This is a genomic window from Streptomyces sp. NPDC052042, from assembly GCF_044548345.1.
Taxonomy (GTDB): Bacteria; Actinomycetota; Actinomycetes; order Streptomycetales; family Streptomycetaceae; genus Streptomyces.
The window spans coordinates 1156246-1179234 of the sequence record NZ_JBIUBU010000001.1; the positions used below are offsets into that span (position 1 = coordinate 1156246).

Sequence of the window (22989 nt, forward strand, 5' to 3'; positions counted from 1 at the left end):
CCTCACACAGGTGGACCCCCGCTCATCACGTCACACGGGTGGCCACCTACCCGTCACTCCGCACAGTCGGCCATGCCCCGTCATCTCATACGGGTGGCCCACTCCTGGACCTTCTTGATCCGCTGCTGGATCTGCCCGGCCGTGGCCTCCGCGCTCGGCGGCCCACCGCACACCCGGCGCAGCTCCGTGTGGATCACCCCGTGGGGCTTGCCGCTCTGGTGCGTGTACGCCGACACCATCGTGTTGAGCTGCTTGCGCAGCCCCAACAGCTCCTTGTGCGTGACCACCGGGCGCGCCTCGGCCGGCTTCTCCAGCAGGTCCGCCTGATCGGCCGGCTTCTGCCGGCTGTGCGCGATCTGCCGGGCCTGCCGCTTCTGGAGCAGCAGCTGCACCTGGTCCGGTTCGAGCAGCCCCGGGATCCCGAGGTAGTCCTGCTCCTCCGCACTCCCGGGATGCGCCTGCATGCCGAATTCGGCGCCCTCGTACAGCACCCGGTCGAAGACCGCGTCCGATTCGAGGGCCTCGAAGGGCAGCTGGTCCTCGGTCGCCTCGTCCTCCGCCCGTTCGGCGTCGGCGAGGAGCTTGTCCTCCTCCGCGAACGGGTTTTCCTCGTCACCGCCCTTCCTGGGCTTGTCGAGGACGTGGTCGCGTTCGACCTCCATCTCGTTCGCGAAGCCGAGCAGCATCGGAATGGTCGGCAGGAAGACCGAAGCGGTCTCACCACGCCTGCGCGAACGCACGAAACGCCCGACGGCCTGCGCGAAGAAGAGCGGCGTGGAGATGGTGGTGGCGTACACGCCCACGGCGAGGCGCGGCACGTCGACGCCCTCCGACACCATGCGGACCGCGACCATCCAACGCGAGTCGTCCGCGCTGAACTGGTCGATCTTCTTCGACGCGGCCTTCTCGTCGGAGAGGACCACGGTCGGCTTCTCGCCCGTGACCTTCCTCAGGATCTTGGCGTACGCGCGCGCCGATTCCTGGTCCGTGGCGATGACGAGTGCGCCCGCGTCCGGAATGCCCTTGCGCACCTCGGTCAGCCGCTTGTCCGCGGCGGTCAGCACATTGGGGATCCATTCGCCGGTGGGCGACAGGGCGGTGCGCCACGCCTGCCCGATGGCGTCCTTGGTCATGGGCTCGCCGAGGCGGGCGGCGATCTCGTCACCCGCCTTGGTGCGCCAGCGCATGTTGCCGCTGTAGCTGAGGAAGATCACCGGCCGGACGACCCCGTCGGCGAGCGCGTTGCCGTAGCCGTATGTGTAGTCGGCGGAGGAGCGCCGGATGCCGTCGTTGCCCTCCTCGTACTCGACGAACGGGATCGGGTTGGTGTCGGACCGGAACGGCGTGCCGGTGAGCGTCAGCCGTCGCGTTGCCGGCTCGAACGCCTCCAGGCACGCCTCGCCCCAGGACTTCGAGTCGCCGGCGTGATGGATCTCGTCCAGGATCACGAGGGTCTTGCGCTGCTCGCAGCGGTTGCGGTGCAGCATGGGGCGGACGCCGACGCCCGCGTAGGTGACCGCGACTCCGTCGTACTCCTTGCTCAGCGGGCCCGCGCTGTAGTCGGGGTCGAGCTTGATGCCCACCCGGCCGGCTGCCTCGGCCCACTGCTTCTTCAGATGCTCGGTCGGCGCGACGACGGTGACCTGCTGCACCACGTGGTGGTGCAGCAGCCATGACGCGAGGGTCAGCGCGAAGGTGGTCTTCCCCGCGCCGGGCGTGGCGACCGCGAGGAAGTCGCGCGGCTGCTCCTGGATGTACTTCTCCATGGCGCCCTGCTGCCAGGCTCGCAGCTTCCCGGCCGTGCCCCAGGGGGCGCGGCCGGGAAAGGCGGGTGAGAGGTGGTGGGAGGCGGTAGTAGTCACGGTCTCCGGTTCGGGTCTCTCGGGTACGTGGGTGCTGTCCGTGCGGGCCGGGACGGGCCCGCAGGCGATACGACAACCGGGCCACCCTACCGGTGGGCGCGGCGGAATCCCGTACGGGCGAACGGCGGTTCGGCCGTACTGAGACCCCCCTCACAAACGTCACAAAACGTCGTCACGCACGGCGAAAGCCGGGAGCCGCTCCGCGATCCCGGGCATGTCGAGCGCTCCCTGGCACACGTCCAGCACAAACCTCTCGGCCTCGTCGACATCGAAGTCCGCGCTCAGGCGAGACCCGTTGATGTACAGGAAGACCCAGGTGGCATACCAGGCGATGCGCTTGTTTCCGTCGACGAGCGAATGATTGCGCGCCAGGGACTCCATGAGCGCCGCGGCCTTCTGCCACACGTCCGGATAGGCATCCTGGCCGAACACGCTCGCCTGCGGGCGCACGAGTGCCGAATCGAGCAGCCCGTAGTCGCGCACCTCGGCAGCCCCGAGGCGCTCGGCAAGGATGAGCAGCTCGGGAAGTGTCAGGTACTAAGGCTTCGCCCGCACCCGCGACGCCACCCACGCCCCCACCAGCGCCACGCCCGCCATCGGCAGGAAGACCACGGCGAACGCCCCCGGGTGCGCCCCGGACGACCCCGCCCCCACCGCCTCGTGCACGGCCCCCACCGTCCCGCCGCCGAGCGCCGCGAAGGCCGCACCCCCGGCGGCCAGCAGCAGCACGTTCGAGAGCCCGTCGGAGATCTGGAGGGCCGCCGAGTTCGCCCCCGCTTCCTCCGGGGCCGAGAGCTTCAGCAGCAGCACACTCGTCGATGCGATCACCATGCCCATGCCGAAGCAGCCGAAGGCCCAGGCCACGGCCACGGTCCAGACGGGCACCGCGTCGATCAGCACGGACGGCGCGGCGGCGATCGCGGCGGCGACCAGCACCATGCCGCCCACCATCAGTCGCTCCCGGTACGGCTCCAGGCGCGGCCGGGACTGCACGAACGAACCGAGCGCCCAGGTCCCGCCCCCGGCCGCGAGCGAAAGCCCGGCCAGCGTCGGGCTCAGACCGCGCTGGGTCACCAGCATCAGCGGTACGAACGACTCCGCGGCGATGAACGAGCCGGCGGCCACCCCGCGCAGCAGCACCACCGACGGCAGCCCTCGCGCCGCCCGGCCGGTCCCGGGCGGCAGCAGCCCACGCACGGCGGGCACGAGCAGGGCGAAGCCCGCGGCGGCCGGCAGCAGGGCGAACCAGTTCCGCTGCTGTCCGGCGTACTGGAGCAGCCCGGCGCCCAGCGAGATGCCGAGCGCGAGCAGGATGCGGCGACGGTCGTACGGTTCGGCCGCCGCCGCGGGGTCGGGCGGCCCGGAGGCCCGGCGCCGGATCGCGGGCAGCGCCAGTGCCAGCGGGAACACCACGAGCAGCGGGATGCCGATGAAGACCCACCGCCATCCCAGGTGTTCGGTCACCGTTCCGGAGGCCAGCGGCCCGACGACGGACGGAATCACCCAGCTCGCCGCGAACGCCGCCATGATCGACGGTCGCAGGTGCTCCGGGTAGGCCCGGCTGATCACCACGTACAACGCCACGATCACCAGCCCGCCGCCGAGCCCCTGCACGGCCCGCCCCGCGACGAAGAGCCACATGGTCCCGGCGGTCCCGGAGAGCAGCAGTCCCGCCCCGAACGCGCTGATCCCGGCGGCGAGCGGCCCGAGCGGCCCCCGCCGGTCCGCCCACTGCCCGGACAGCACCATGGCGAACAGGCTGGTCGTGAAGTACGCGGAGAACGCGAACGCGTACAGCGGAATGCCATGCAGCTCACGGGCGGCCACCGGCATCGCGGTCCCCACGGCGGTCGCCTCGAAGGCGATCAGGAACACGACGGAGACGATGCCGACACTCAGCGCCCGGTACGTCCGCCCGAGCACCCCTCCCGGCTCGGCGGCCTCGGCGGCGGGCGGGGCCGGCAGGGGCGTGTCGTCGGCGGTGCCGGTAGCGGCGTCTCGGGGTTCCAGGGCACTCATGAACCCCAGAGTAAGGGGCATATCCCCTGGTGAGCGCTGTCGGGAGGAGGTCCCTCGCTAGGCCGTTGGTCGTAGGACCGGAACAGCCGTTCGTGAACGCCGTATGGCAGTCGTGTTGCACCCCGTCCCACACCCTTGAGCCGCCCCGGCCCAGCCCCCTACGGTCGAACCACGACAAGGAACACCCGGCCGTGTGCCCGAGTGGCTCAGGGGCTCGACTGCAACTCGAGTTACACCGGTTCGAATCCGGTCACGGCCTCCGGATGAACGACCCGCACGGGTACGACCGCCCTCATCGCGTGGGGGCGGCCGTACCCCGGCCCGGGCCACGCGAGGCCCTCACCCCCGGCGACGCGCTCCTCCCCCTGCGGGCCGCTTTCCGGGACCGACCCACGTCAACGGGGCCGCGTGCCGACAGCCTCGGCCCACGGCCGTTCACCACCCTCAGCCGGCGCCGACCGCGTCGCGGAACTCGCTCATGGTCATCGTCTTGTCGGCCGGCGGCATGGATATGTCCATCTTCTCGCCGAAGCCGGAGTACGTGGTGCTGCTGGCCTTCCCGTCCCGTTTCGCCTCCTGCTTCAGCAGGTGGTCCGGGGATTCGCGGCTGACGAGGTAGACGTCCTCCGCCAGCTCCGACGACACCTCGATGGCCTGCGCCTTCCTGCCGTCGACGGCCGTGTCCTTGTCCGGAGCGAACCGTCCGTCCGAGGAGATGGCGAAGGAGAAGGAGCAGTCCTGGCCGGTGTCACTGCTGACATAGCTGTCGGAGAGGCGGTCCGGAACGGTGACCAGCTGCCCCTTCTGCGCGAGCATCGCGGCGAAGAGACGTGTGCTGGTGTAGCTCGTACCGTCCTTGCAGTACATGCTGCCGCCCTCCGTCTCCGGTGTGCCGCCGACCTCCATGCGGTACCCCTGCTTCGGATCCCAGGACGTCTTCTGGGTCGCGCCCTCGAAGGCGGTGGTCGTGCCGGTGGCGGTGAACGACGTCCCGCGCATGGTCTTGTTGACCGCGTCGATGCGCGCCGAGGCCGACGATTCGGAACTGCCGGACGAGGAATCGTCCCCCTTGCCGCAGCCGACTGCGCCACTGGCGAGAATCACCACCACGGCAAGGCTGCGGAGGGCCGGCCTGGTACGTCGTGCGAACACGGAATTTCCCTTCGGGAACAGTGGATCACGGGCTCGAACAACCTCTCACTTGGCGCCGAAGCGAATCGTCCTGCCGACAGCCGTACCGGCACAGCGTCCGCCCCACCACGCGCCCACGCCCCACCACGTGGACACGGCCTTGGATGTCGTGAGAAACGGCGTCTTAGCCCGTCACACGCGCCCGCTCCAACCCGCCCAGCACCGTGTCGACCGTCTGGTCCACGCTCTGCCCGGTCGTGTCCAGCCAGAGCCCGACCTGCGGCGTCTCCTCCCGCAGCACCCGGTCCAGCGCCTCGACCGTCCACCCGGCGCCGTACCCGCTCTTGGCCCGCCCGGCCTCCCGCGCGGCCACGGCCCGTGCTTCGGGAGCGAGCACGACGACGTACAGCGGTCGCGTGCGCACGAGGCCGAGGTACGTGTTCAACTCCTCGCCCACCACCACGTCCTGGACCACGGCGGTCCAGCCCTCCTCCGCGTACGTGTCGGCCGTCATCGCGGACAGCCGGTACCGGAGCCGGAGTTGGGCGGTCGCCTCCTCGTACGCCCCCGGCACCATCTCGGCCCGCCCCGACACCACCATCCGCCGGAAGACGTCGCCCCGCACATGCACCGCCCGCGGCAATCGCTCGGCGAGAGCCTGGGCGACGGTGGACTTCCCGGAGGCCATCACACCGGTGATGAGGATGACGGCCGGGCCCGGCCCCTCGTCCTGGACGTTCTTTTGGCCGCGTGCCGACTTTCCGGCTTTCATGTCGTGCTCCACTCGGATGCGCCTCCTGACGTTCAAGTCCGTCTACTCCACCAACTCCGCCTACTCCACTGCTCCGGCCCGCGCCGCGCCGAGTGTCCTCGCCGGAACAGAACGACCGTGGCAGACCCCATTGCGCCCAAGGCAGCGACCAGCCTGCGCCGTCGCGACAGGCGCATGGCGCTCCACGCTCACCCGGTCGGGTCGCCCTGGTTCGGTGCTCCGCCGTACGGCGAGCCGGCGCTTTGGCCGCCCTGCGGCGGAGCGTAGGGCGCGTACGGCGGCTGCTGATACGCCTGTTGTGGCTGCTGATAGCCCTGCGGCGGCAGCGGATAGCCGTGCGGCGGCTGGTACGAGGGCGGCGGCGGAACCGCGGCTACGGCCCGACGACGACGGGAACGGACGACGGCGAAGGTCACCACACCACCGACGAGAGCGGCCACAAGGATGCCCGAGCCAATCCAGAGCGGAGTGTTACCGCCCCGATCGTCAGCAGCCGGAGAGGCAGCAGCGGGCTTGTCGCCTTCCTTTACACCACCACCGGCCTGGGAGGGCTGAACGGAAGGGGACGGAGACGCCGCCTCGGCGAGGTCGGGAAGCGGGTAGACATCGGCAGGGCCGGGATCGCCCGGGTTCTTCAGCACGAAACGGGGGCGGACGATTCCGTAACCAATGTAGTCATTGCGCAGCGCGCCACTGGTCGGACCGCCGACCGTATTGAGCAAGGTACGCAGGACCTGATTATTGGTCCACTTCGGGTACTTGGACCAGATCAGCGCAGCCGAAGCGGACACGATGGCTGCGGAATCGCTGCTACCACTGGTTCTGCAGAGTTTAGTGCCCGTACTGCAACCGTGCACCATGTCCACTCCGGGGGCCGAGAGATCGACCTCTGGACCGTGCCGAGAGAAATCTGCCTTCTGCAAGTCCTTCCCGATCGCCCCCACACCGACGACCCCCGGGGTCGCGGCAGGGTACGAGACAGGGTTTCCTTCGTCAGCACTGTTCCCTACAGCCGCGAAAATGAGCGCACCTTTATCCACAGCATACTTCACGGAATCCGTGAGCTGCTGCGACCCTCCAATGGTGTCCCCAACCGAAGCATTAATAATTTTCGCGCCGTGATCGACAGCGAAACGAATCCCCGCGGACAAGTCTTCATTAAGATACTTGCTCGCCGTAGCCCCGTTCACTTTACCGACGTTGTCCCTCAAGCGAATCGGCAGGATTTTCACCCCCGGAGCGAGACCGAAAGAACCGCCGCCACCACGAAAATTACCAGTTCCGGCGATAATACTTGCCATACCAGTTCCGTGATCACGGTAGTCGGTTTGTTCATTACCTGGGGAATCCTTCGCCAGGTCCAACCCCTTGAGAACCCTCCCTCGGAGGTCCGGAATGGATGCGTCCACACCCGTATCGATAACGGCTACAGTGACGCCCTCCCCGGTGCTCAGTTCCCACATCTGCTCGGCCTTCATCGCATCCAGGTACCACTGATCCGAACGGACAGGGTTCGAGTAAGCGGGGCCAGCGCCCACCAGCAGCAGCGCCAACGCGGACGATAGGGCGATTCCACGACGGATTACCGCTGCTCTGCTGGTACGCATCCCATTCCCTTTTTTCTGGTCTCGACTGATCAGTCAATGACCGGCGGCACAACCCGCCGGTCACCCTGTTGCCAGGTCTCCTCGTCTTCAACGAGGTAACCCGGACGCTCCCGCTCATCACGGCGCGCGTCTCCGGGGCGGGAGTTGTTGGAGGCCCCGCGCCCCAACTGCCCAGCCCCACGGCTGCCGTCTCCCATTGCCGCCCCCCGCACCAGACCGGTACCGCCGGGCGTAAAAGGGCGAGTACTCGTGCGGCCGGGCTGCTGGGAACGCCCTCCCACCACCCCGCCCGCCTCACGTGCCAACCGACGGCCACCAGCAACCCCGTTCTGGCCACCGCCCCCAGCTCCACCCATCCCAGGGCCGTGCCCCATCATTCCGCGACCGGCCTGAGCGCCCTCACCACCGACCACGGTGCCGCGGGGAACACCGCCCGTGGAACGCCCAGGAGTCTGCGCCACAGGCCGGCCACCAACGATTCCACTGTCCTGCGGATACCTGCCCACGGGACCGGCCCCCGGGTTCCCAATAACCGAAGGCATCGGTGAACGAGGCATACCAGTTGGCCCGCCGCCCGCTTTGGTCGACGGAGGCTGTACACCGGGTCCGCCACTGATGCTGGGCGGCAGCACGGTAGACGTCACAGGCAAACCGCCCTCCGGTCTCACCGGGCCCGGCGCGCCAGGCTGATTCACTGAGGTGGTCGGTGAGGTCGTCGGCAGCGTAGCAACGCTATCGATCTCCATGCCCACCGGACGCGACACGGCACCACCTACCGGAACGCTCTCGCTCGCGTGCGCAGTTGACGGCGCTGCCACCTCGCCAGGGGAAACATGACCACCGCCAGGCGTCGAAACACCCCGTGACACCACGCCAGCAGCGCCCACCGCCGTACCGGCAACGCCCACTGCCGTACGCCCGTCAGAGGCATATCCATGTGCCGAGCGGTCGTATTCCGCCCCTGTGCCAGTCTGCGCGATTGCCTTCGGCGGCGGAGGAAATTCCGGCTTCTCCAGAGCGCCGATCCTCTCCACCGTCTGGTTGTACGCCTCAGAGAGCTTCGTCATCTCCCTGGCCATGGCGTCCTTCTCAGTACGCAACTCCCTTGCCAGTGACACCGCGTCCGGGTCGTTCGGCGTGGTGAGAGCCGCCTTCAGCGACGCCTCCGCACCCGCCTTCGGGCGGGGTGCCGCCGCCTTGGCCGAGGCGATCGAATCAGCGGCCTCGCCAAGTCGCTTCGACACCTCCCGGCTGAACAGGCCCAGCCGCAAGGTCGCATTGGCCAAGTCGGCACTCCAGGTGCGGAACGAATTCGCTCCATCCCCCTTCCAGTCCACGAACTGCGGCCGGATCTTCAGCTCTTCACCGATCTTGTCGATCTCCGCTGCCGCGCTCGACAAACGATCAGCTGCGGCCTGGACCGCCCCGTTGTTGGCCTTGTCCAGCCATGCGCTCATCTGCTCGTGCGATTTGTCATAGAACGACGTCGTACCCATCTCGCCCCCCGTTTCTCCCGGTGTCCAACCCATGATGGCAAGCCATCAGATGCCAGTGCCGCCCGAAGTCTCGCCCCCTGCCGGCTTCGCAGCAGCCCGCTTCCCGCCGCCGGGCTTCCCCTCCTCGGGGACCGGGTTGTACTCCCCGTCGTAGTGCGCCTGCATGTCCTGCTTGATCGCGGCCATGCGCTCGCGGATGTCCTCGTCGATGTTCTCGTAGCCCTTGTGCGCCGCCAGAACCGCGATGCTCAGGCCCTCGATGGAGTCCGACAGCAGCTTGGACAGCCGCTCCAGCTCCTCGATGACGGTGGAATACGACTTGTAAAGGCCATCTGCTTCTGCCCACTCGCCCGCCGCACCGCCGAAGTGCGCGCGCGAGGCAAGGTCCTCGCCGACCTTGCCCGGGCCCGCCGGTGAAGCCTTGAGGTCGCGCAGGATCTCCTCGATCCGTTCACGGAACTTGGTGAACGACGACAGTTCGGTGACCAGATCGCCCGCCGCTGCCTGGACGCCAACGCCGAAGGGGCTGATGGCGCCCATGGCCCCGAGACCGCCCATGACGGCCGATGACAATGGCGAAGACTCGACTCCCGGTTCGCTCTGTCCCACAGCAACCCCTCCCCCGTTTGGCAACAGCCCATCACTGCCCAAGGGTTCACCTTAGACAGCCCCCATGACAGTGTGCACTTCCGGGTTGCAGCTGCAACCCGGATTACGCCATCGGTACGGAGGTCAGGGGTTGGGGGTGGCCACGGCCGACTGGGGCCTGATCGGGAGACGGTTGATGGGGCGTCCGGTGGCCGCTCGCACCGCCGACGCGACGGCGGCCGGAGAGGTCACGACGGGGACCGCGGAAGCGGGTTTGGCGCCGAACGGGGCGACCACGTCGCGTTCTTCGAGGAGTTTGACGATGCGAACGTCCGGAGCGTCGAGGGCCGTCGGCAGCGAGTAGCCGGTGAGGTCGGGGTGGCGGATCAGGCCGCGGGCGGTGCGGAGGTTCTCGGTGAGGGCCGCGCCGATGCCCTGGGTGACACCTGCCTCGATACGGGCGGCCAGTTGGGAGGGGTTCAGGATCCGGCCGACGTCCTGGGCGACCGCCATCTCCACGACGCGGACGGAGCCGAGCTCGATGTCGACGTCCACCACCGCGCGGATCGCGCAGAAAGCGAGGCCGACGAAGGCGTCGCCCTGGCCCGACTCGTCCAGGGGCTCGGTCGGGTGGGGGCGGCACTGGGCGGTGGCCCAGAGCTCCTTGCCGTCCAGGGCCTCGGTGACGGTGGTGGACAGCACGCCGTCGTAAGAGGTGATCTTGCCGTCGTTGATCTGCAGCAGTTCCGTGGACATGCCGAACTTGTGGGCCAGCGGCTGGAGAAGCTGCGTACGGACCATCTTGGCGGCGCGTTCCACCGCTCCGGCCGACACCCAGGTGTGGCGTCCGTGCGTGGCGGGGCCGGCCGGGGGCTGGTCGGTGTCGACGGGCGCGACGTGCACCTCTTCGACGCCCAAGGTCTCCTGGACCACCTGGCGGGCGAGCGTGGAGAAGCCCTGGCCCGTTTCGACCGCCGCACAGATCACCGTCGCAACGCCGTCGTGGACCCTGACCGTGGCCGTGGAAACCTCGTCGGCGCCCTCCGCGCCGAGCATGTGCACCATGCCGAGCGCGTAGCCGACGCCCCGTCGCACCGCGCCCGGTTCGCCCGCGCCCTCCGGGCCGCCGGGGAGCAGCCAGTCGTCTTCCGGGGTGTCCTTGGGCAGGACGGGAAGCGGGAAGTCCCGTACGGCGCCGAGGAGTTCGGCCACCGGGGCGGGGCAGGTGACCGTCTGGCCGGTGGGCAGGATGTCACCGGTGTCCAGGACGTTGCGCAGGCGCAGTTCGGCGGGGTCGATGCCGAGCTTGGCGGCCAGCTTGTCCATCTGGCCCTCGTACGCCGCGCACACCTGCATCGCACCTTCGCCGCGTACATGGCCGGACGGCGGGTTGTTCGTGCGGACCGCCCAGCCCTCGATGAAGGCGTGCGGTACGACATACGGGCCGCAGGCGAACGCGACCGCCGCGGCCAGCGACTCGGACGACGAGTCGGCGTACGCGCCCGCGTCGAGCAGGATCTGCGCCTCGACCTTCACCAGCCTGCCCTCGGTGTCCGCGTGGTGGCGGTAGCGCAGGAGGGTGGGGTGGCGGTGCGCGTGGCCGAGGAAGGACTCCTCACGGGTAGCGGCGAGCTTGACCGGGCAGCCGGTACGCAACGCCAGTAGACCCAGCGGAAGTTGGAAGCCGGGGTCCTCGCGGTCGCCGGTCGCGCCGGGCACTCCGGTGACGACGACCTTCACCCGGTCGGGTTCGAGGCCGAAGCAGGCGGCCGCGAGGTCGCGGTCGGTGTGCGGATCGGTGGACGCGGTGTAGATCTCCACGCCACCGTCGGGACGGGGCACGGCCAGGCCGGCCTCGGCGCCGATCGGGGCCGGGTCCTGGCGGCCGATGCGGTACAGGCCCTCGACGATGACGTCCCCGGTGGCCTCCGGATCGCCGTAACGCAGCGGGATGTGGCGGATCAGGTTGCCGTCGGGGTGCAGCGGTTCGGCGGCGAACGCCTTCTCCGGGTCGGTGACCGGGTCGAGGACCTCGTACTCGACGGCGATGGCGGCGGCGGCGAGGCGGGCCGTGTCGGGGTGGTCGGCGGCGACCGCGGCGATCGGTTCGCCGTGGTGGCGCACCACGGCGGAGGCGAAGACCGGGCGGTCGACGACCTGCCGCCCGTACGTGTCCTCCCCCGGTACGTCCTCGTGGGTGACGACGGCCCGTACCCCCGGCATCCGGGAGGCGCCCGAGGTGTCGATGGACACGATGCGGGCGTGCGGGTGCGGGGAACGGAGGATGGCTGCCCACAGCAGGCCCTCGGCCCAGAGGTCGGCGGCGTACGGGAACGTGCCCTCGGTCTTCGCACGCGCGTCGGCGGACATGAGGGAGGCGCCGAGGCCGAGCGCGGGCGGCTCGGTGCCGGTCCCCTCGGCCGACGAGGCGGCGTTCCGTGTGCTGGTCGCGGTGGCCGCGGTGGCCGCGTCGTTGCTCACGCCATGCCTCCGTCCTGCGGGAGCGACTGGGCACCGGCGGCGTCGGGGGCCGTCTGGTGCGGGATGTGGGCCCCATCGGGCTCCAAAGACGTGGAGTCCGACGAGGCGGGGGCGGGGTGCGTCTCGCGGCTCTCGATGACCTCGTTCACGGCGTCGAGGACGCCGCGATAGCCGGAGCAGCGGCAGAGATTGCCGCTGAGCGCCTGGCGCGTCTCCAGTTCGCTGGGGGCATGGTTGCCCTCCAGCAGGTCGTGGACGGTCATCGCGATGCCCGGGATGCAGAAACCGCACTGGACCGCGCCGCACTTGGCGAGGGCGCGCTGGACGTCGGACGGTTCGCCGTTCACGGCCAGGCCCTCCACCGTACGGACCTCGCTGCCGGCCGCGGTGGCCGCGGGGACCAGGCAGGAGGCGACCAGCCGCCCGTCCACCTGGACGTTGCAGGCGCCGCACTCGCCCTGTGAGCAGCCGTCCTTGGCACCGGCGAGGCCGAGGCGCTCACGGAGTACGTAGAGCAGCGATTCGCCGATCCAGGCATCGGTGACGGGGCGGTCGGTGCCGTTCACGTGCAGGGCGTAGGAGATGGAGGGGTGTTCGTCCGGTACGCCGAGCGGCTGCGGGTCGGTCGGCTCGGCTGCGCTGGGCCGGGAAGCGGCGTCTGCGGACCCGGAGACCTGGGAGTCGTCGGGCCCGGAGACCCGGGAGTCGTCGGACCCGGAGACCCGGGAGTCGTCGGACCCGGAGACCCGGGAATCGTCGGACCCGGAGACCCGGGAATCGTCGGACCCGGCGACCTGGGAGTCGTCGGCGTGGGCCGCCGCCGGCTGCGGTTCGCCGGGGTGCGGTTCACCGGGCCGCGGCTCGGCCGGCTCCGGACCCCCGGGCTCCTGATCGGTGGGTCGGGGGGCGGCCGGGTACGGTTCGGCGCTGTCCGCCTCGGCCTTCTCCGCTTCGGTCGGCCGGGACTCGCCGGGCCGTGCGTCAGGTGACTGGGCTTCCAGCGACGCGGCTTGCAGTGACAGGGCCTCGGACGACGGAGCTTCCAGTGACGGAGCTTCCGCAGCAGTACCGTCCGGTCCGACGCCCGGTGACGTCCCGTCGCGGGACGCGCCCGACGCCGTGTCCGGCGACGGAACGGCAGTCTCCGCAGCGCGTTCGGCATTGGCGACGGTCTCGGCACCCACACCGGTTTCAGCTCCGGCACCGGCTCCGGCACCCGCACCGGCTCCGGCTCCGGCTCCGGCCCCGACGTTGTCGTCAGGGACCGGAGGCTGGGCAAGACGCCTTCCGGGAACGGGTACGTCGGGGATGTCCTCGACGGGCGTCGCCGGGACCGCGTCGGAGGGCTGAGCAGCGTCCTCGTACGCCACCGGGGACGTTTCAAGGTGCGCGGTGGGGCTCGCCCCGGCCGGGGGCGGGGACGTCGAAGGGGCGGTGGCCGGTTCCGTCGCGGGGGCGACGCCGGCTTCCGATGCCCGCTCCGGCTCGACGTCCGCGCCGGGCGCGGGCTCGGCCACGGGTTCGGGCGCCCGGGAATCGGCCTGGGGCCCGGGCTGGTGCGGGGCGTGGGGTTCGGACGCGGGGGCGGGTCCGGGCTCGGGCTCGGGCTCCGCCACCGGCTGCTGCGCCGCCCACGGTGCGGGGGCGCCGCCCGGCAGCGTGGCCGGCGGGGTGCGGTCCCCGTACCACTGAGCCGCCAGTGCCGAGGCCGCGAACTCGCCCGATTCCTCTGGCAGGTCGCCCTCGGCGACCGGAATCGTCCACTGGCCGGTGTGCCCGGAGCCACCGATGTGGCCGGAGCCGCCGGTGTGACCGGGCTGGCCGGCAGGGGCAGGCCGGCCTGCGTGCTCGGTACGGCCGATGTGGTCGGTGTGGCCTGTCTGTACGCCGGGGTCGATCCGGCCGGTGTGGCCCGTCTCGTCGGTGAAACCGGCGTGGTTGGTGTGGCCGGTGAAACCGGCAGCGTTGGTGTGATCCGCCTGAGTTGACGGACCGCCGTGGTCTGCGGGGTCCCCTTGCACGCCGTGGACGGCGGACCCGTCGTAACCGGAGCCGGTGTAACCCTCGTAACGGGAAAGGTCCGTGTGGCCGGTGTGACCGACGTGCTCGCCGTATCCACCGGACTGGCCGTACCCACTACCCCCGGCATGCCCGCCGGGCTCGACATGACTGCCGGACCCGGCATCGGCGGACTCGTGGAAGTTCCACTGGCCCGTCCCGGTCGGGGTCTCCTCGTACGGCGTCTGCTGCGGGTATCCGTATCCGTACGGCGCCTGCTGTCCGTTCGGGTCGGGCCAGTGCACCGCGTCCGGCGCCGACGGCTGGGCCGGCTGCTCCGCGCCGGCGCCCGTGGTCTCCTCCTGGCCGTCCTGCGGCTGCGAGACCCAGTTCTGTGTGCTGGCCGGGTCGAAGTCGGCCGCGGGGGTCAGCGGCACGATCATCGGTGGTACGTAGCCGTGGCCGGGCGCGGCCAGCGGAATGTTCGCCAGGTCCTCCGGCGACAGGTGGACGAAGGCGGTCGCCTCCGTGTCGAACTCGCCGCCCTGCGGTGTGGGCTGCCAGCCCCCGTGCTGCGGCTGCGGCTGCGGTGGAGTCTGTTCCCCCTGCCCGTACTGCTCGTGCTGCTCGTGCTGCTTGTTGCGGTCCTCGTTGCTCACGACAGTGCCCTCCCCAGCGCACGCCGGGCCAGTGCGGCGACGGTACGCCGCAGATGCAGTACGGCGGGGGGCAGCGGTGGCGCCTCTCCCCCCTCGACGGGCGGTGCCTGGTCGGGGACGCAGGCGGCGGCGACATACTCACCGAAAGCGGCCAGCGCCTCGGGGGCCAGGGCCCGGGCACCGTCCCAGTCGATCAGTGAGGCGATCCAGCGCTCGGCCTCCAGCGGGCGCAGCGGCATCGGCGCGATGGCGCCGACCGCGCAGCGCACCCCGCGCCGGGCCGGGTCCAGGACTATCGCGACGGAGGCGGTGGCGCGGCCGGGGCCGGTGCGACCAGTGGCCTTCAAGAAGACCTGGGGTGCGTGCAACAGCGGTACGCGGACGAAGCCGATCAGCTCGGCCGGTCCGAGCATGTCGCGGCCGGCCAGCAGGTGCGAGACGGGAATCTCCCGGCGGGCGCCGTTCGGGCCCGCGATGACGAGGTCGGCCTCCAGGGCGGCGAGCACCGGGAGGGCGTCGCCGGTCGGCGCGGCGGTGGCGACGTTGCCGCCGAGCGTTCCGGCGTTGCGGATCTGGGGTGGGCCGGCGGCGCGCGCCGCCGCGGCCAGGGCGGGGATGAGGGCGGCGAAGTCCGGCCGTCCCATGCGTGCGTGGGTGAGCCCCGCGCCGAGCAGGGCGTGGCCGTCCTGGTAGTGCCAGCCGCGGAGTTCGCTGATGCGGCCGAGGCCGACCAGCCCCGAGGGACGCAACAGCCCCTTGTTGACGGCCGCCATCAGGTCTGTCCCGCCTGCCACGGGAACGGCGGCAGGCATGGCGCCGAGTGCCGCCACGGCCTCGTCGAGCGAGGCCGGCAGCGTCACGGACTGCGTTGCCTGCGGTGCGTGCGTGGTCAACCCAGCTGCCCCTTCCCGGTGTCCCGGCTGTCCGGCTTGTATCGCCGTACGGTACGTGCTCAAAGCCTGGACGTTGCAACTCTGGCACATCTTCCGACCAGACCGACGCGAGGGTCCACGAAGGGCGCATCCGTCCATGAGCAGGGGGAATGATCCTGATTCGCTCCCCTTCGGCAGGGGCGAGGAATTGCCACGGTCCGGCGAATCCCGTGCGGGCCGTCCCACTCTCGCGAGAGGTGTCGGAAGGGTGTCGTCCCGCCCTCGCGGGACGGATGCGCCCGACCGCGCGTCCGCGGGCTCGGCCTGTGCGCACGGGCACGGGCTCGGCCTGTGCGCACGGGCACGGATGCCGCCCGTTCCCGTGGAGCCGTGGCGTTGCCGCCGGTCCTCGTGGGGTCGGGTGCCGCACCATCACCCATGTGGCGGGATGCCGTGCGCGCGGGGAGGTACCGCAAGGAGATACGGGTGCGCAGGGCGGGTCGCCCCGTGGAGGCCGGGGTGCGGCGCTGAACGCACCCCGGCCGTCACGCTCCTTCGGAAGAGGCGTGACGGCCGGGGACAGAAACCGGAAGTCGGGACCGGAAGTCGGGACCGGGAGTCGGACCAGCGTGAGGACCGGGGCTCCGAGGTCCGACAGAGGTCGGATACCGATACCGGTACGGGGAGACAGGGGCGCTTCCCGTACCGGGCCGGGATCACACGTTCGGGGGCGGACCCTCCAGAGGGCGTCCGAGCACACCCGGGCGCTGCTGCCACGGCAGCGGGCCGGACGGGGGCCGGTAGTCGACGCCGAGGGCGTCGAGCCGGGCGTAGTGCGCGGCCATGCGCCGTTCGAAGGCGGCGAAGTCGCGCTCGGCGGAGGCGGGCAGCGGCGACCAGGCAACCTCGGCGAACGCGGCGAGGCGGGGGAAGACCTGGTAGTCGACGCGGCCCCGGTTCTGCATGACCTCGGTCCAGACGTTGGCCTGGGTGCCGAGGATGTGGCGGGCCGCCTCCTCGGAGAGGCCCGGGGGCACGGGCTCGAAGCGGTAGACGTCCTCCAGGGTGCGGATGAAACCGATGGGCATCGGCTCGTCGGGGCCGCCGTCCTGACGGTGGTCCAGGTAGACGTGCTGTTCCGGGCACATCACGACGTCGTGGCCCGCCTCGGCGGCCGTGACGCCTCCGCCGTAGCCGCGCCAGGACGACACGGCGGCGCCCGCCGGAAGGCCGCCTTCGAGGATCTCGTCCCAGCCGATGAGGCGGCGTCCGCGCGCCGTGAGCCAGGCGTCGAAGTGCCGGATGATCCAGGACTGGAGCTCGTCCTCGTTGGCCAGGCCGAGCCCTTCGATCCGGGACTGGGCGGTCGGGGAGTCCTTCCACTGCTCCTTGCGGCACTCGTCGCCGCCGATGTGGATGAACGGCGAGGTGGCGGCGGGGAAGAGTTCCAGGACCTCTTCGAGCACTCCCTCGAAGAAGCGCAGGGTGTTGTCAGTGGGGGCGAGTACGTTGGCGTTGATGCCCCAGGTGTCCCAGACGGAGAGGGCGGTGGTGTCGATGACGTCGGAGTTGCCCAGTTCCGGGTACGCGGCGATGGCGGCCTGCGAGTGGCCGGGGATGTCGATCTCGGGCACGACCCGGATATGCCGCTCGGCGGCGTAGGCGACGATCTCGCGGATGTCGTCCTGCGTGTAGTAGCCGCCGTGCGGGGTCTCGTCCCACAGTTCCGAGGCGCGGTGGCCGTGCTTGGTGCGCGACCGCCAGGAGCCGACCTCGGTGAGCCTGGGATGGCGCTTGATCTCGATGCGCCAGCCCTGGTCGTCGGTGAGGTGGAAGTGGAAGACGTTGAGCTTGTGGGCGGCGATGAGGTCGAGGTAGCGCAGGACGTCGTCCTTCGGCAGGAAGTGCCGTGCCACGTCGAGCATCATCCCGCGCCAGGGGAAGCGGGGGGCGTCCTCGACGTGCGTGAAGGGGATGACGGGCCGTGCGCCGGGGTTGACGGGCGCGCGGCGGAAGGCTTCGGGGCCCAGGAGCTGACGCAGTGTCTGCGCGCCCCAGAAGACGCCCGCCGGGCTTCCTCCGGTGATCTCGACACCGCCGCCGGGTGTCGGGGCCAGCCGGTAGCCCTCGGCCTCCAGGGCGGGGTCGATGTCCAGCCGGATCGTGTGCGTGGCGTCCTCGCCACCGGGCGCGAGCGGGAGGCCGAAGGCAGCGCCGAGCGTGGAGCGCAGCCAGCGTTCGGTGCCTTCGGTGCCGGGAGCCGCCGTGATGGTGGTGGCGGAGTCCAGCGCAAGGCCGTCCGGTGCCCCGCTTCCGGTGCCGTCGGCGCCCGTGGTGTCGCCGGCGTCGCCGACGCGTACGGGGGCCGGGATGAGGTCCATGTCCATGACGTCAGTCCTTTACCGCCCCGCCCAGTCCCGAGACCAGGCGGCGCTGTACGAGTACGAAGAAGACCAGCACGGGAATGGTCATGACGGTCGAGGCCGCCATGATCCCTCCCCAGTCGTTCTCGTCGGGTTTGAAGAAGACCAGCAACGCCATCGGGAGCGTCGACTGGGAGGTGTCGCTGATGATGAACGACTTCGCGAACAGGAAGTCGTTCCAGGTCGAGATGAACGAGAAGACGCTGGTGGCGACGAGGCCGGGGAAGACCAGCGGGAAGAGGATCTGCCACAGGAAGCGGGCGCGGCTGGCACCGTCGAGGTACGCGGCCTCCTCCAGTGCCTCCGGTACGGCCCGGACGAAGCCGCGCAGCATCCAGATCGCGAACGGCAGCGAGAAGGCGAGGTGCGGCAGGATCAGCGAGCCGAGCGTGTTCAGCTGCCCGAAGTCCCGCATCAGGAAGAACAGCGGGATGGTCAGCGCCTCCACCGGCACCATCTGTGCGACCAGGAACATGATCAGCAACGTGGTGCGGAGCCGGAAGCGGAACCGCGTCACGGCCGTCGCCGCCAGGAAGGCGATCAGCGCGGAGACCACGACGACCGTTCCGGCGACGATCACGCTATTGAGGAAGTACCGCCCGAAGTCGTTCTGCTCGAAGACCCGGCGGAACGAGTCCAGGGAGGGCGACAGCGTCCAGGGGCGCGGCTGGGCGGACTGGATCTCTCCGGCCGGTTTGAACGCGGAGAGCACCATCCAGTACAGCGGGAAGGCGACCGCGGCGGCGATCAGCAGGGCCGCGGCCTCGGCGGCCAGCCGGCCGGGCCGGCGGATTCGGAGCGGGTTCGGCATGCTCACAGTTCCTCCCCCCGGCGCCGCATCAGGCGCAGGTAGACCAGCGTGACGGCCAGCAGGATCAGCAGCATCACGACGCCGATCGCCGAGCCGAGGCTGTACTGCGAGGACGCGAACGCCTTCTGGTACGCGTACACGTTGAGCACCAGGTTCTGGCCGGCGATGCCGCCGCCGTTGGTCATGACGTAGATCTGGGTGAAGACCTTGAAGTCCCAGATGATCGACTGGATGGTGACGACGACGAGGATCGGCCGCAGCATCGGGGCCATGACCGACCGCCAGATCCGCCACTGCGAGGCACCGTCCAGCGCGGCGGCTTCGAGGACCTCCGTGGGGATCGCCCGGATGCCGGCGTACACGGTCACCATCACGAACGGGAACGAGCACCACAGCACTTCGAGGAGCACCAGGGCGAAAGCGCTGTAGCGCCCGTACGTCCAGGAGAAGTCCCCGAGCCCCAGCACCCGGTTGACCGGGCCGAAGTCCGGGTCGAAGAGGAAGACCCAGACGGTGGAACCGGTGATCGCGGGGGTCGCCCAGGCGCCGAGCGCGGCGAGCATGAGCACCAGTCGCGGTACGGCCCGGATGCGGGTCAGCAGGACGGCGAGCGCGCAGCCGACCAGCAGGGTGGCCAGGACGCAGGCGGCGGCGAAGACCACGGTCGCCAGGAGGACCTGCCAGAACTGGCTGTCGCCGAAGAGCGTCGCGTAGTTCCCGAACCCCTGGAAGGTGGTCGGCTCGCCGCCGCTCACCTGGGCCTGGGTGTACTCCAGGAAGGAGATCAGGCCGAGTTGGTAGATCGGGTAGACCAGCAGCCCGCCGAGGAGGACGAGCGCGGGCAGCAGATAGAGCCAGGGCGTCCAGCCAGAGCGGTGCCCGGGTGAGGCGGTTCGGCGGCGGGGCCGGGACGGACGGGGGCCGTCCGTCCCGGACGCGCCGCGTCCGGCGGATACGCCGGGCGTCTTGTACGCCGGGCCGTTCGCGGTGGCGGTGGCGGACGCCGGGCCGTTCGCGGTGGCGGTGGCGGACGCCGGGCCGTTCGCGGTGGCGGTGGCGGACGCCGGGCCGTTCGCGGCGACCGTACCGGCCGCCGCGTCGCCCTCGGCGTCGCTCCCGTCGCCGCTCGCGGCGTTGTTCGCTGTGTTCGCGGTCATCGTCAGCCCGCGTCGGCGAACGCCGCGTCCATCTTCTTCGCCGCGTCGTCCGAGGCGGCCGCCACGTCCTTGCGGCCGCTGACGATCTCCTGGAACATCGTCGGCAGGACCAGCGAGGAGTCGATGGAGCCCCAGCCCGGCGAGGCGGGGACGAACCTGGCGCCCGCGCCGAGCGTCTTGACGAACGGTTCGACGAACGGTTCCTTCTTCGCGGCGGCGGCCCGCACGTCCGTGTACGTCGGCAGGAAGCCCATCGCGTCGAACATCTTCTCCTGGGTCTGCTTGCCGGTCAGGGACTTCATCAGGTCGACGGCGAGGGTGCGGCGCGGGCTGCTCTTCAGCACGCCGATGTTGTTGCCGCCCGCGAACGCCGGGGCGATGGAGCCCGTCTCGACACCGGGCAGCGGCACCACCGCGTACTTGCCCTTCACCGTTCCCGCCTCGACGGCCGCGTGGCTGAAGTCGCCGCCGATCGCCATGGCGGCCTTGCCGGACGCGAACGCGGTGACGGTCGCGTTGCCGCCCATGGAGGCGCACTTGGCGGCCGGACAGTTGTCGTCGCCGAAGAGCGCGGTGTACGCCTCGATGCCCTTGCGGGCCTTGTCGCTGTTGATGGCCGCCTTGTACGTGCCGCCGTTCTCCTCGGCCAGTTCGCCGCCGTTCGCCCAGAGGAACGGCATCGCGCCGTAGGTGTACGCGCCACCGACCGCCAGTCCGTACAGGTCCGGCTTCCTCTGGTGGATCTTCTTCGCGGTGGAGATCAGCTCGGCCTGGGACTTGGGAGCCTCGATCCCCAACTCCTTGAAGACGTCGGTCCGGTAGTACAGCGCCCGTACGCCGACGAAGAGCGGAGCCCCGTAGACCTTGTCGTCGACGGTGACGGACTGCTTGGCGGTCGGGTCGATGTCCTTGGCCTCGTCCCAGGCGGCGAACTCCTTGCTGACGTCGGCGAGTCCGCCGTCCTTGACGTATCCCGCGGTGTCCGTGTTGCCGTACTCGATGATGTCGGGGGCGCTCTTCGGGTCGTTGAAGGCGGCCTTGATGCGCTGGGCTCGCGTATCGACCGGGATGTACTCGACCTCGACCTTCGCACCCTTGTGCGCCTTCTCGAACTCGGCGACGGCGGCGTCGACCACCTGTTCCTTGGGCTTGTTGCCGACCTCCTGGAAGAGCCAGACCCGCAGTGTGCCGGTCTTCTCGTCGCCCTTGGCCCCGGTGTCGGAGGTCTGCGGCGCGCAGGCGGTGGCGGTGAGCCCCGCCAGCACAAGCGCCGCGGCCGGGGCGGCGATTCGGACAGAAAGCTTCATCCGGGCACTCCTACCGCCAGGCGTTGCAACATGTGCAACGCGCGTTTCGTTCTGCACAACTGGCAGGAGAGTAGGGGCGCACGCCGACGCCGACAAGTGGTCTCAACCACTCTGTGACCCAGGGACGCAGTCCGTGCAACGCATGCAGACCACGCGATACACACAGATCCTGCATAAGGTGCACAAATAGCGCGGTGAAGGCGGACCGAGTAGCGCGATGAAAGCGGACCGAGCGCAACGAACGAGGACTGCGGATCGCGTGGCCTCGCGCTCGCGCGCGTGACCGAAAGGCCGCGCCTCCCGTCCGACGCGGAAGACCCCGTACAACGCCAAGGGTCCCCGGGGTGTGTCGACGCACACCCCGGGGACCCGAAGTCATGGTGCCCGAACGGTACTGGGCCGTTTCTTCAATCCGGCGGCGTCCGGCCGACGGCCGGGCCGTACGGCGTTCGACGCGTGCGATCGCAAGGCGGCCGGACGCCTCGGACGTGGACTCCCCTGCCCGGACGAAGCCGAGAGGCCGGGGAAGGGCCGAACGACGCGACGGGGCGGACATGGCCGGAAGGGACACCAGCCGCCCGCAGTCCGCTCACTGACGCCGCAGAGCCCTGACCGCCGCGGGCCGCTGGGGACCACCGGCGGATCCGCGGACTACTTCTTGTCCTTGCCACCCTTGTCCTTGTCGCCACCCGCGCCCATGGAGTCGTAGATCTCCTTGCACAGGGGGCAGACCGGGTACTTCTTGGGGTCGCGCCCCGGTACCCAGACCTTGCCGCACAACGCGACCACGGGGGTGCCCTCCAGGGCACTCGCCATGATCTTGTCCTTCTGGACGTAATGGGCGAAGCGCTCGTGGTCGCCGTCGCCGTTCGACACCTGTGGCGTCGGCTCTACGAGGGTGCCCGTACCTGCCCCGCGCTCGGGCTCAAGAGTGCTCATAGAGGCCAAGGGTACTGAAAGCCCGGGACTTCAGTTCAGCGAAGGGTCGTCGGGATACGTGGCGATCATGGCCAGTTCGCTGCGCTGGCGGCGCAGGACCGCCCGCCAGAGGTGCTCCGGGCGAGGCGAGGAGACGTCTCCCGGCTCGGACTCGACGACATACCAGGCGCCACTGGTCAGCTCCTTCTCCAACTGGCCGGGGCCCCACCCGGCGTACCCGGCGAAGATCCGCAGCGAGCCGAGGGCCGCGGCCAGCAGCTCCGGTGGCGTCTCCAGGTCCACCAGGCCGATCGCCCCGTACACCCGGCGCCAGCCGAGCGGTCCCTCGTCCCCGGGGATCACGGCCACGCCGAGTGCCGAGTCGAGCGAGACCGGGCCGCCCTGGAAGACCACGCCGGGCTCGCCGGCCAGCCCGGCCCAGGACATGAGGACGTCACCGACGCCCACCGGGGTCGGCCGGTTCAGGACGACGCCGAGCGAGCCCTCCTCGTCGTGGTCGAGGAGCAGCACCACGGCACGGTCGAAATTCGGATCCGCGAGCGCGGGTGTGGCCACGAGCAGTCGCCCTGTGAGCGAGGACACCTCGGTCATGGCAGAAATGATCCCGCATCTCGGCTCTCCGCGGAGCCCCGGCCGGCCTTCCGGACACCGAAGGCACCCCTGCGCGCAGTTCAGGGCGCACGGATGCACAAGGAGCGCGTATGACCGGAAGGTACGGGCAAAGCCGGTCGCCATGGCACGGCGCGCCCATCGGCGCGTTCCCGCACGGCCCGCACGGCCCCCGCAGCCCACCCGCATGGCCCGCCCGCGCGGCGCGGCGCGGCCGAACGGGAAACATCCCGGTGAGACCCGAGGGGCACAAGTGAC

The 22989-nt window shown here is 70.4% G+C and carries 17 protein-coding genes and 1 tRNA gene; 2 read left to right on the forward strand and 16 right to left on the reverse strand.

The window, feature by feature from the left end; genetic code table 11:
* Positions 1 to 80: 80 nt before the first annotated feature.
* The 3 genes from ACIHCL_RS04925 to ACIHCL_RS04935 form a co-directional block, all read right to left on the reverse strand.
* The gene (locus ACIHCL_RS04925) at positions 81 to 1862 is read right to left on the reverse strand and encodes a DEAD/DEAH box helicase (protein WP_399856933.1); all 1782 of its coding nucleotides are present in this window, start codon (positions 1860 to 1862) and stop codon (positions 81 to 83) included.
* A 159-nt stretch (positions 1863 to 2021) separates the two neighbouring features.
* Positions 2022 to 2396, reverse strand: a complete 375-nt coding sequence (locus ACIHCL_RS04930) for a type II toxin-antitoxin system death-on-curing family toxin (RefSeq protein ID WP_399857159.1) — start codon at positions 2394 to 2396, stop codon at positions 2022 to 2024.
* 3 nt (positions 2397 to 2399) lie between these two features.
* Entirely contained in the window at positions 2400 to 3881 is a 1482-nt protein-coding gene (locus ACIHCL_RS04935; RefSeq protein ID WP_399856935.1) for an MFS transporter, read from the reverse strand.
* A gap of 187 nt (positions 3882 to 4068) precedes the next feature.
* Here ACIHCL_RS04935 and ACIHCL_RS04940 point away from each other — a divergent pair.
* Positions 4069 to 4140: transfer RNA gene (locus ACIHCL_RS04940), tRNA-Cys, on the forward strand.
* Positions 4141 to 4325: 185 nt separating this feature from the next.
* Here the strand turns inward: ACIHCL_RS04940 and ACIHCL_RS04945 are convergent.
* The 3 genes from ACIHCL_RS04945 to mycP all read right to left on the reverse strand — a co-directional run bounded on the left by ACIHCL_RS04945 (position 4326) and on the right by mycP (position 7337).
* Positions 4326 to 5033, reverse strand: coding sequence for a hypothetical protein (locus tag ACIHCL_RS04945; protein WP_399856937.1), 708 nt, complete (start codon positions 5031 to 5033; stop codon positions 4326 to 4328).
* 163 nt (positions 5034 to 5196) lie between these two features.
* Positions 5197 to 5784: an AAA family ATPase gene (locus tag ACIHCL_RS04950; protein ID WP_399856939.1), complete on the reverse strand. Its 588-nt coding sequence runs from the start codon at positions 5782 to 5784 to the stop codon at positions 5197 to 5199.
* 188 nt (positions 5785 to 5972) lie between these two features.
* The gene (gene mycP, locus ACIHCL_RS04955) at positions 5973 to 7337 is read right to left on the reverse strand and encodes a type VII secretion-associated serine protease mycosin (RefSeq protein ID WP_399856941.1); all 1365 of its coding nucleotides are present in this window, start codon (positions 7335 to 7337) and stop codon (positions 5973 to 5975) included.
* Between the two features lie 1017 nt (positions 7338 to 8354).
* On the opposite strand from mycP, the gene ACIHCL_RS04960 reads away from it, so the two are divergent.
* A complete protein-coding gene (locus tag ACIHCL_RS04960) occupies positions 8355 to 8870 on the forward strand; it encodes a hypothetical protein (protein ID WP_399856943.1) in 516 nt (171 codons plus the stop codon).
* A 62-nt stretch (positions 8871 to 8932) separates the two neighbouring features.
* On the opposite strand, the gene ACIHCL_RS04965 is transcribed toward ACIHCL_RS04960, so the two are convergent.
* From ACIHCL_RS04965 to ACIHCL_RS05010, 10 genes are all read right to left on the reverse strand, one after another.
* Entirely contained in the window at positions 8933 to 9460 is a 528-nt protein-coding gene (locus ACIHCL_RS04965) for a hypothetical protein (protein ID WP_399856945.1), read from the reverse strand.
* Positions 9461 to 9619: 159 nt separating this feature from the next.
* Positions 9620 to 11956, reverse strand: a complete 2337-nt coding sequence (locus ACIHCL_RS04970; RefSeq protein WP_399856947.1) for a xanthine dehydrogenase family protein molybdopterin-binding subunit — start codon at positions 11954 to 11956, stop codon at positions 9620 to 9622.
* Positions 11953 to 14613: a 2Fe-2S iron-sulfur cluster-binding protein gene (locus ACIHCL_RS04975; protein WP_399856949.1), complete on the reverse strand. Its 2661-nt coding sequence runs from the start codon at positions 14611 to 14613 to the stop codon at positions 11953 to 11955. Before ACIHCL_RS04975 ends, ACIHCL_RS04970 begins: the two co-directional genes overlap by 4 nt.
* The gene (locus tag ACIHCL_RS04980; protein ID WP_399856950.1) at positions 14610 to 15506 is read right to left on the reverse strand and encodes an FAD binding domain-containing protein; all 897 of its coding nucleotides are present in this window, start codon (positions 15504 to 15506) and stop codon (positions 14610 to 14612) included. Before ACIHCL_RS04980 ends, ACIHCL_RS04975 begins: the two co-directional genes overlap by 4 nt.
* Before the next feature lie 695 nt (positions 15507 to 16201).
* Complete coding sequence (locus tag ACIHCL_RS04985) at positions 16202 to 17872, reverse strand: beta-N-acetylhexosaminidase (RefSeq protein ID WP_399856952.1); 1671 nt, start codon at positions 17870 to 17872, stop codon at positions 16202 to 16204.
* Positions 17873 to 17876: 4 nt separating this feature from the next.
* A complete protein-coding gene (locus ACIHCL_RS04990; protein ID WP_399856954.1) occupies positions 17877 to 18719 on the reverse strand; it encodes a carbohydrate ABC transporter permease in 843 nt (280 codons plus the stop codon).
* A 2-nt stretch (positions 18720 to 18721) separates the two neighbouring features.
* Positions 18722 to 19567 (reverse strand): carbohydrate ABC transporter permease, encoded by an 846-nt coding sequence (locus ACIHCL_RS04995; RefSeq protein ID WP_399857161.1) that lies wholly within the window; start codon positions 19565 to 19567, stop codon positions 18722 to 18724.
* Positions 19568 to 19878: 311 nt separating this feature from the next.
* The gene (locus ACIHCL_RS05000; protein WP_399856956.1) at positions 19879 to 21183 is read right to left on the reverse strand and encodes an extracellular solute-binding protein; all 1305 of its coding nucleotides are present in this window, start codon (positions 21181 to 21183) and stop codon (positions 19879 to 19881) included.
* 651 nt (positions 21184 to 21834) lie between these two features.
* A complete protein-coding gene (locus ACIHCL_RS05005) occupies positions 21835 to 22122 on the reverse strand; it encodes a DUF3039 domain-containing protein (protein ID WP_399856958.1) in 288 nt (95 codons plus the stop codon).
* A gap of 30 nt (positions 22123 to 22152) precedes the next feature.
* Positions 22153 to 22713 (reverse strand): YqgE/AlgH family protein, encoded by a 561-nt coding sequence (locus tag ACIHCL_RS05010; RefSeq protein ID WP_399856960.1) that lies wholly within the window; start codon positions 22711 to 22713, stop codon positions 22153 to 22155.
* Positions 22714 to 22989: the final 276 nt, after the last annotated feature.

Coding starts and splice junctions, on each gene's coding strand:
- ACIHCL_RS04935 (WP_399856935.1), bottom strand. CDS start 3,881: ATGAGTGCCCTGGAACCCCGAGACGCCGCTACCGGCACCGCCGACGAC.
- ACIHCL_RS04950 (WP_399856939.1), bottom strand. CDS start 5,784: ATGAAAGCCGGAAAGTCGGCACGCGGCCAAAAGAACGTCCAGGACGAG.
- ACIHCL_RS04985 (WP_399856952.1), bottom strand. CDS start 17,872: ATGGACATGGACCTCATCCCGGCCCCCGTACGCGTCGGCGACGCCGGC.
- ACIHCL_RS04990 (WP_399856954.1), bottom strand. CDS start 18,719: ATGCCGAACCCGCTCCGAATCCGCCGGCCCGGCCGGCTGGCCGCCGAG.
- ACIHCL_RS05000 (WP_399856956.1), bottom strand. CDS start 21,183: ATGAAGCTTTCTGTCCGAATCGCCGCCCCGGCCGCGGCGCTTGTGCTG.
- ACIHCL_RS05005 (WP_399856958.1), bottom strand. CDS start 22,122: ATGAGCACTCTTGAGCCCGAGCGCGGGGCAGGTACGGGCACCCTCGTA.
- ACIHCL_RS05010 (WP_399856960.1), bottom strand. CDS start 22,713: ATGACCGAGGTGTCCTCGCTCACAGGGCGACTGCTCGTGGCCACACCC.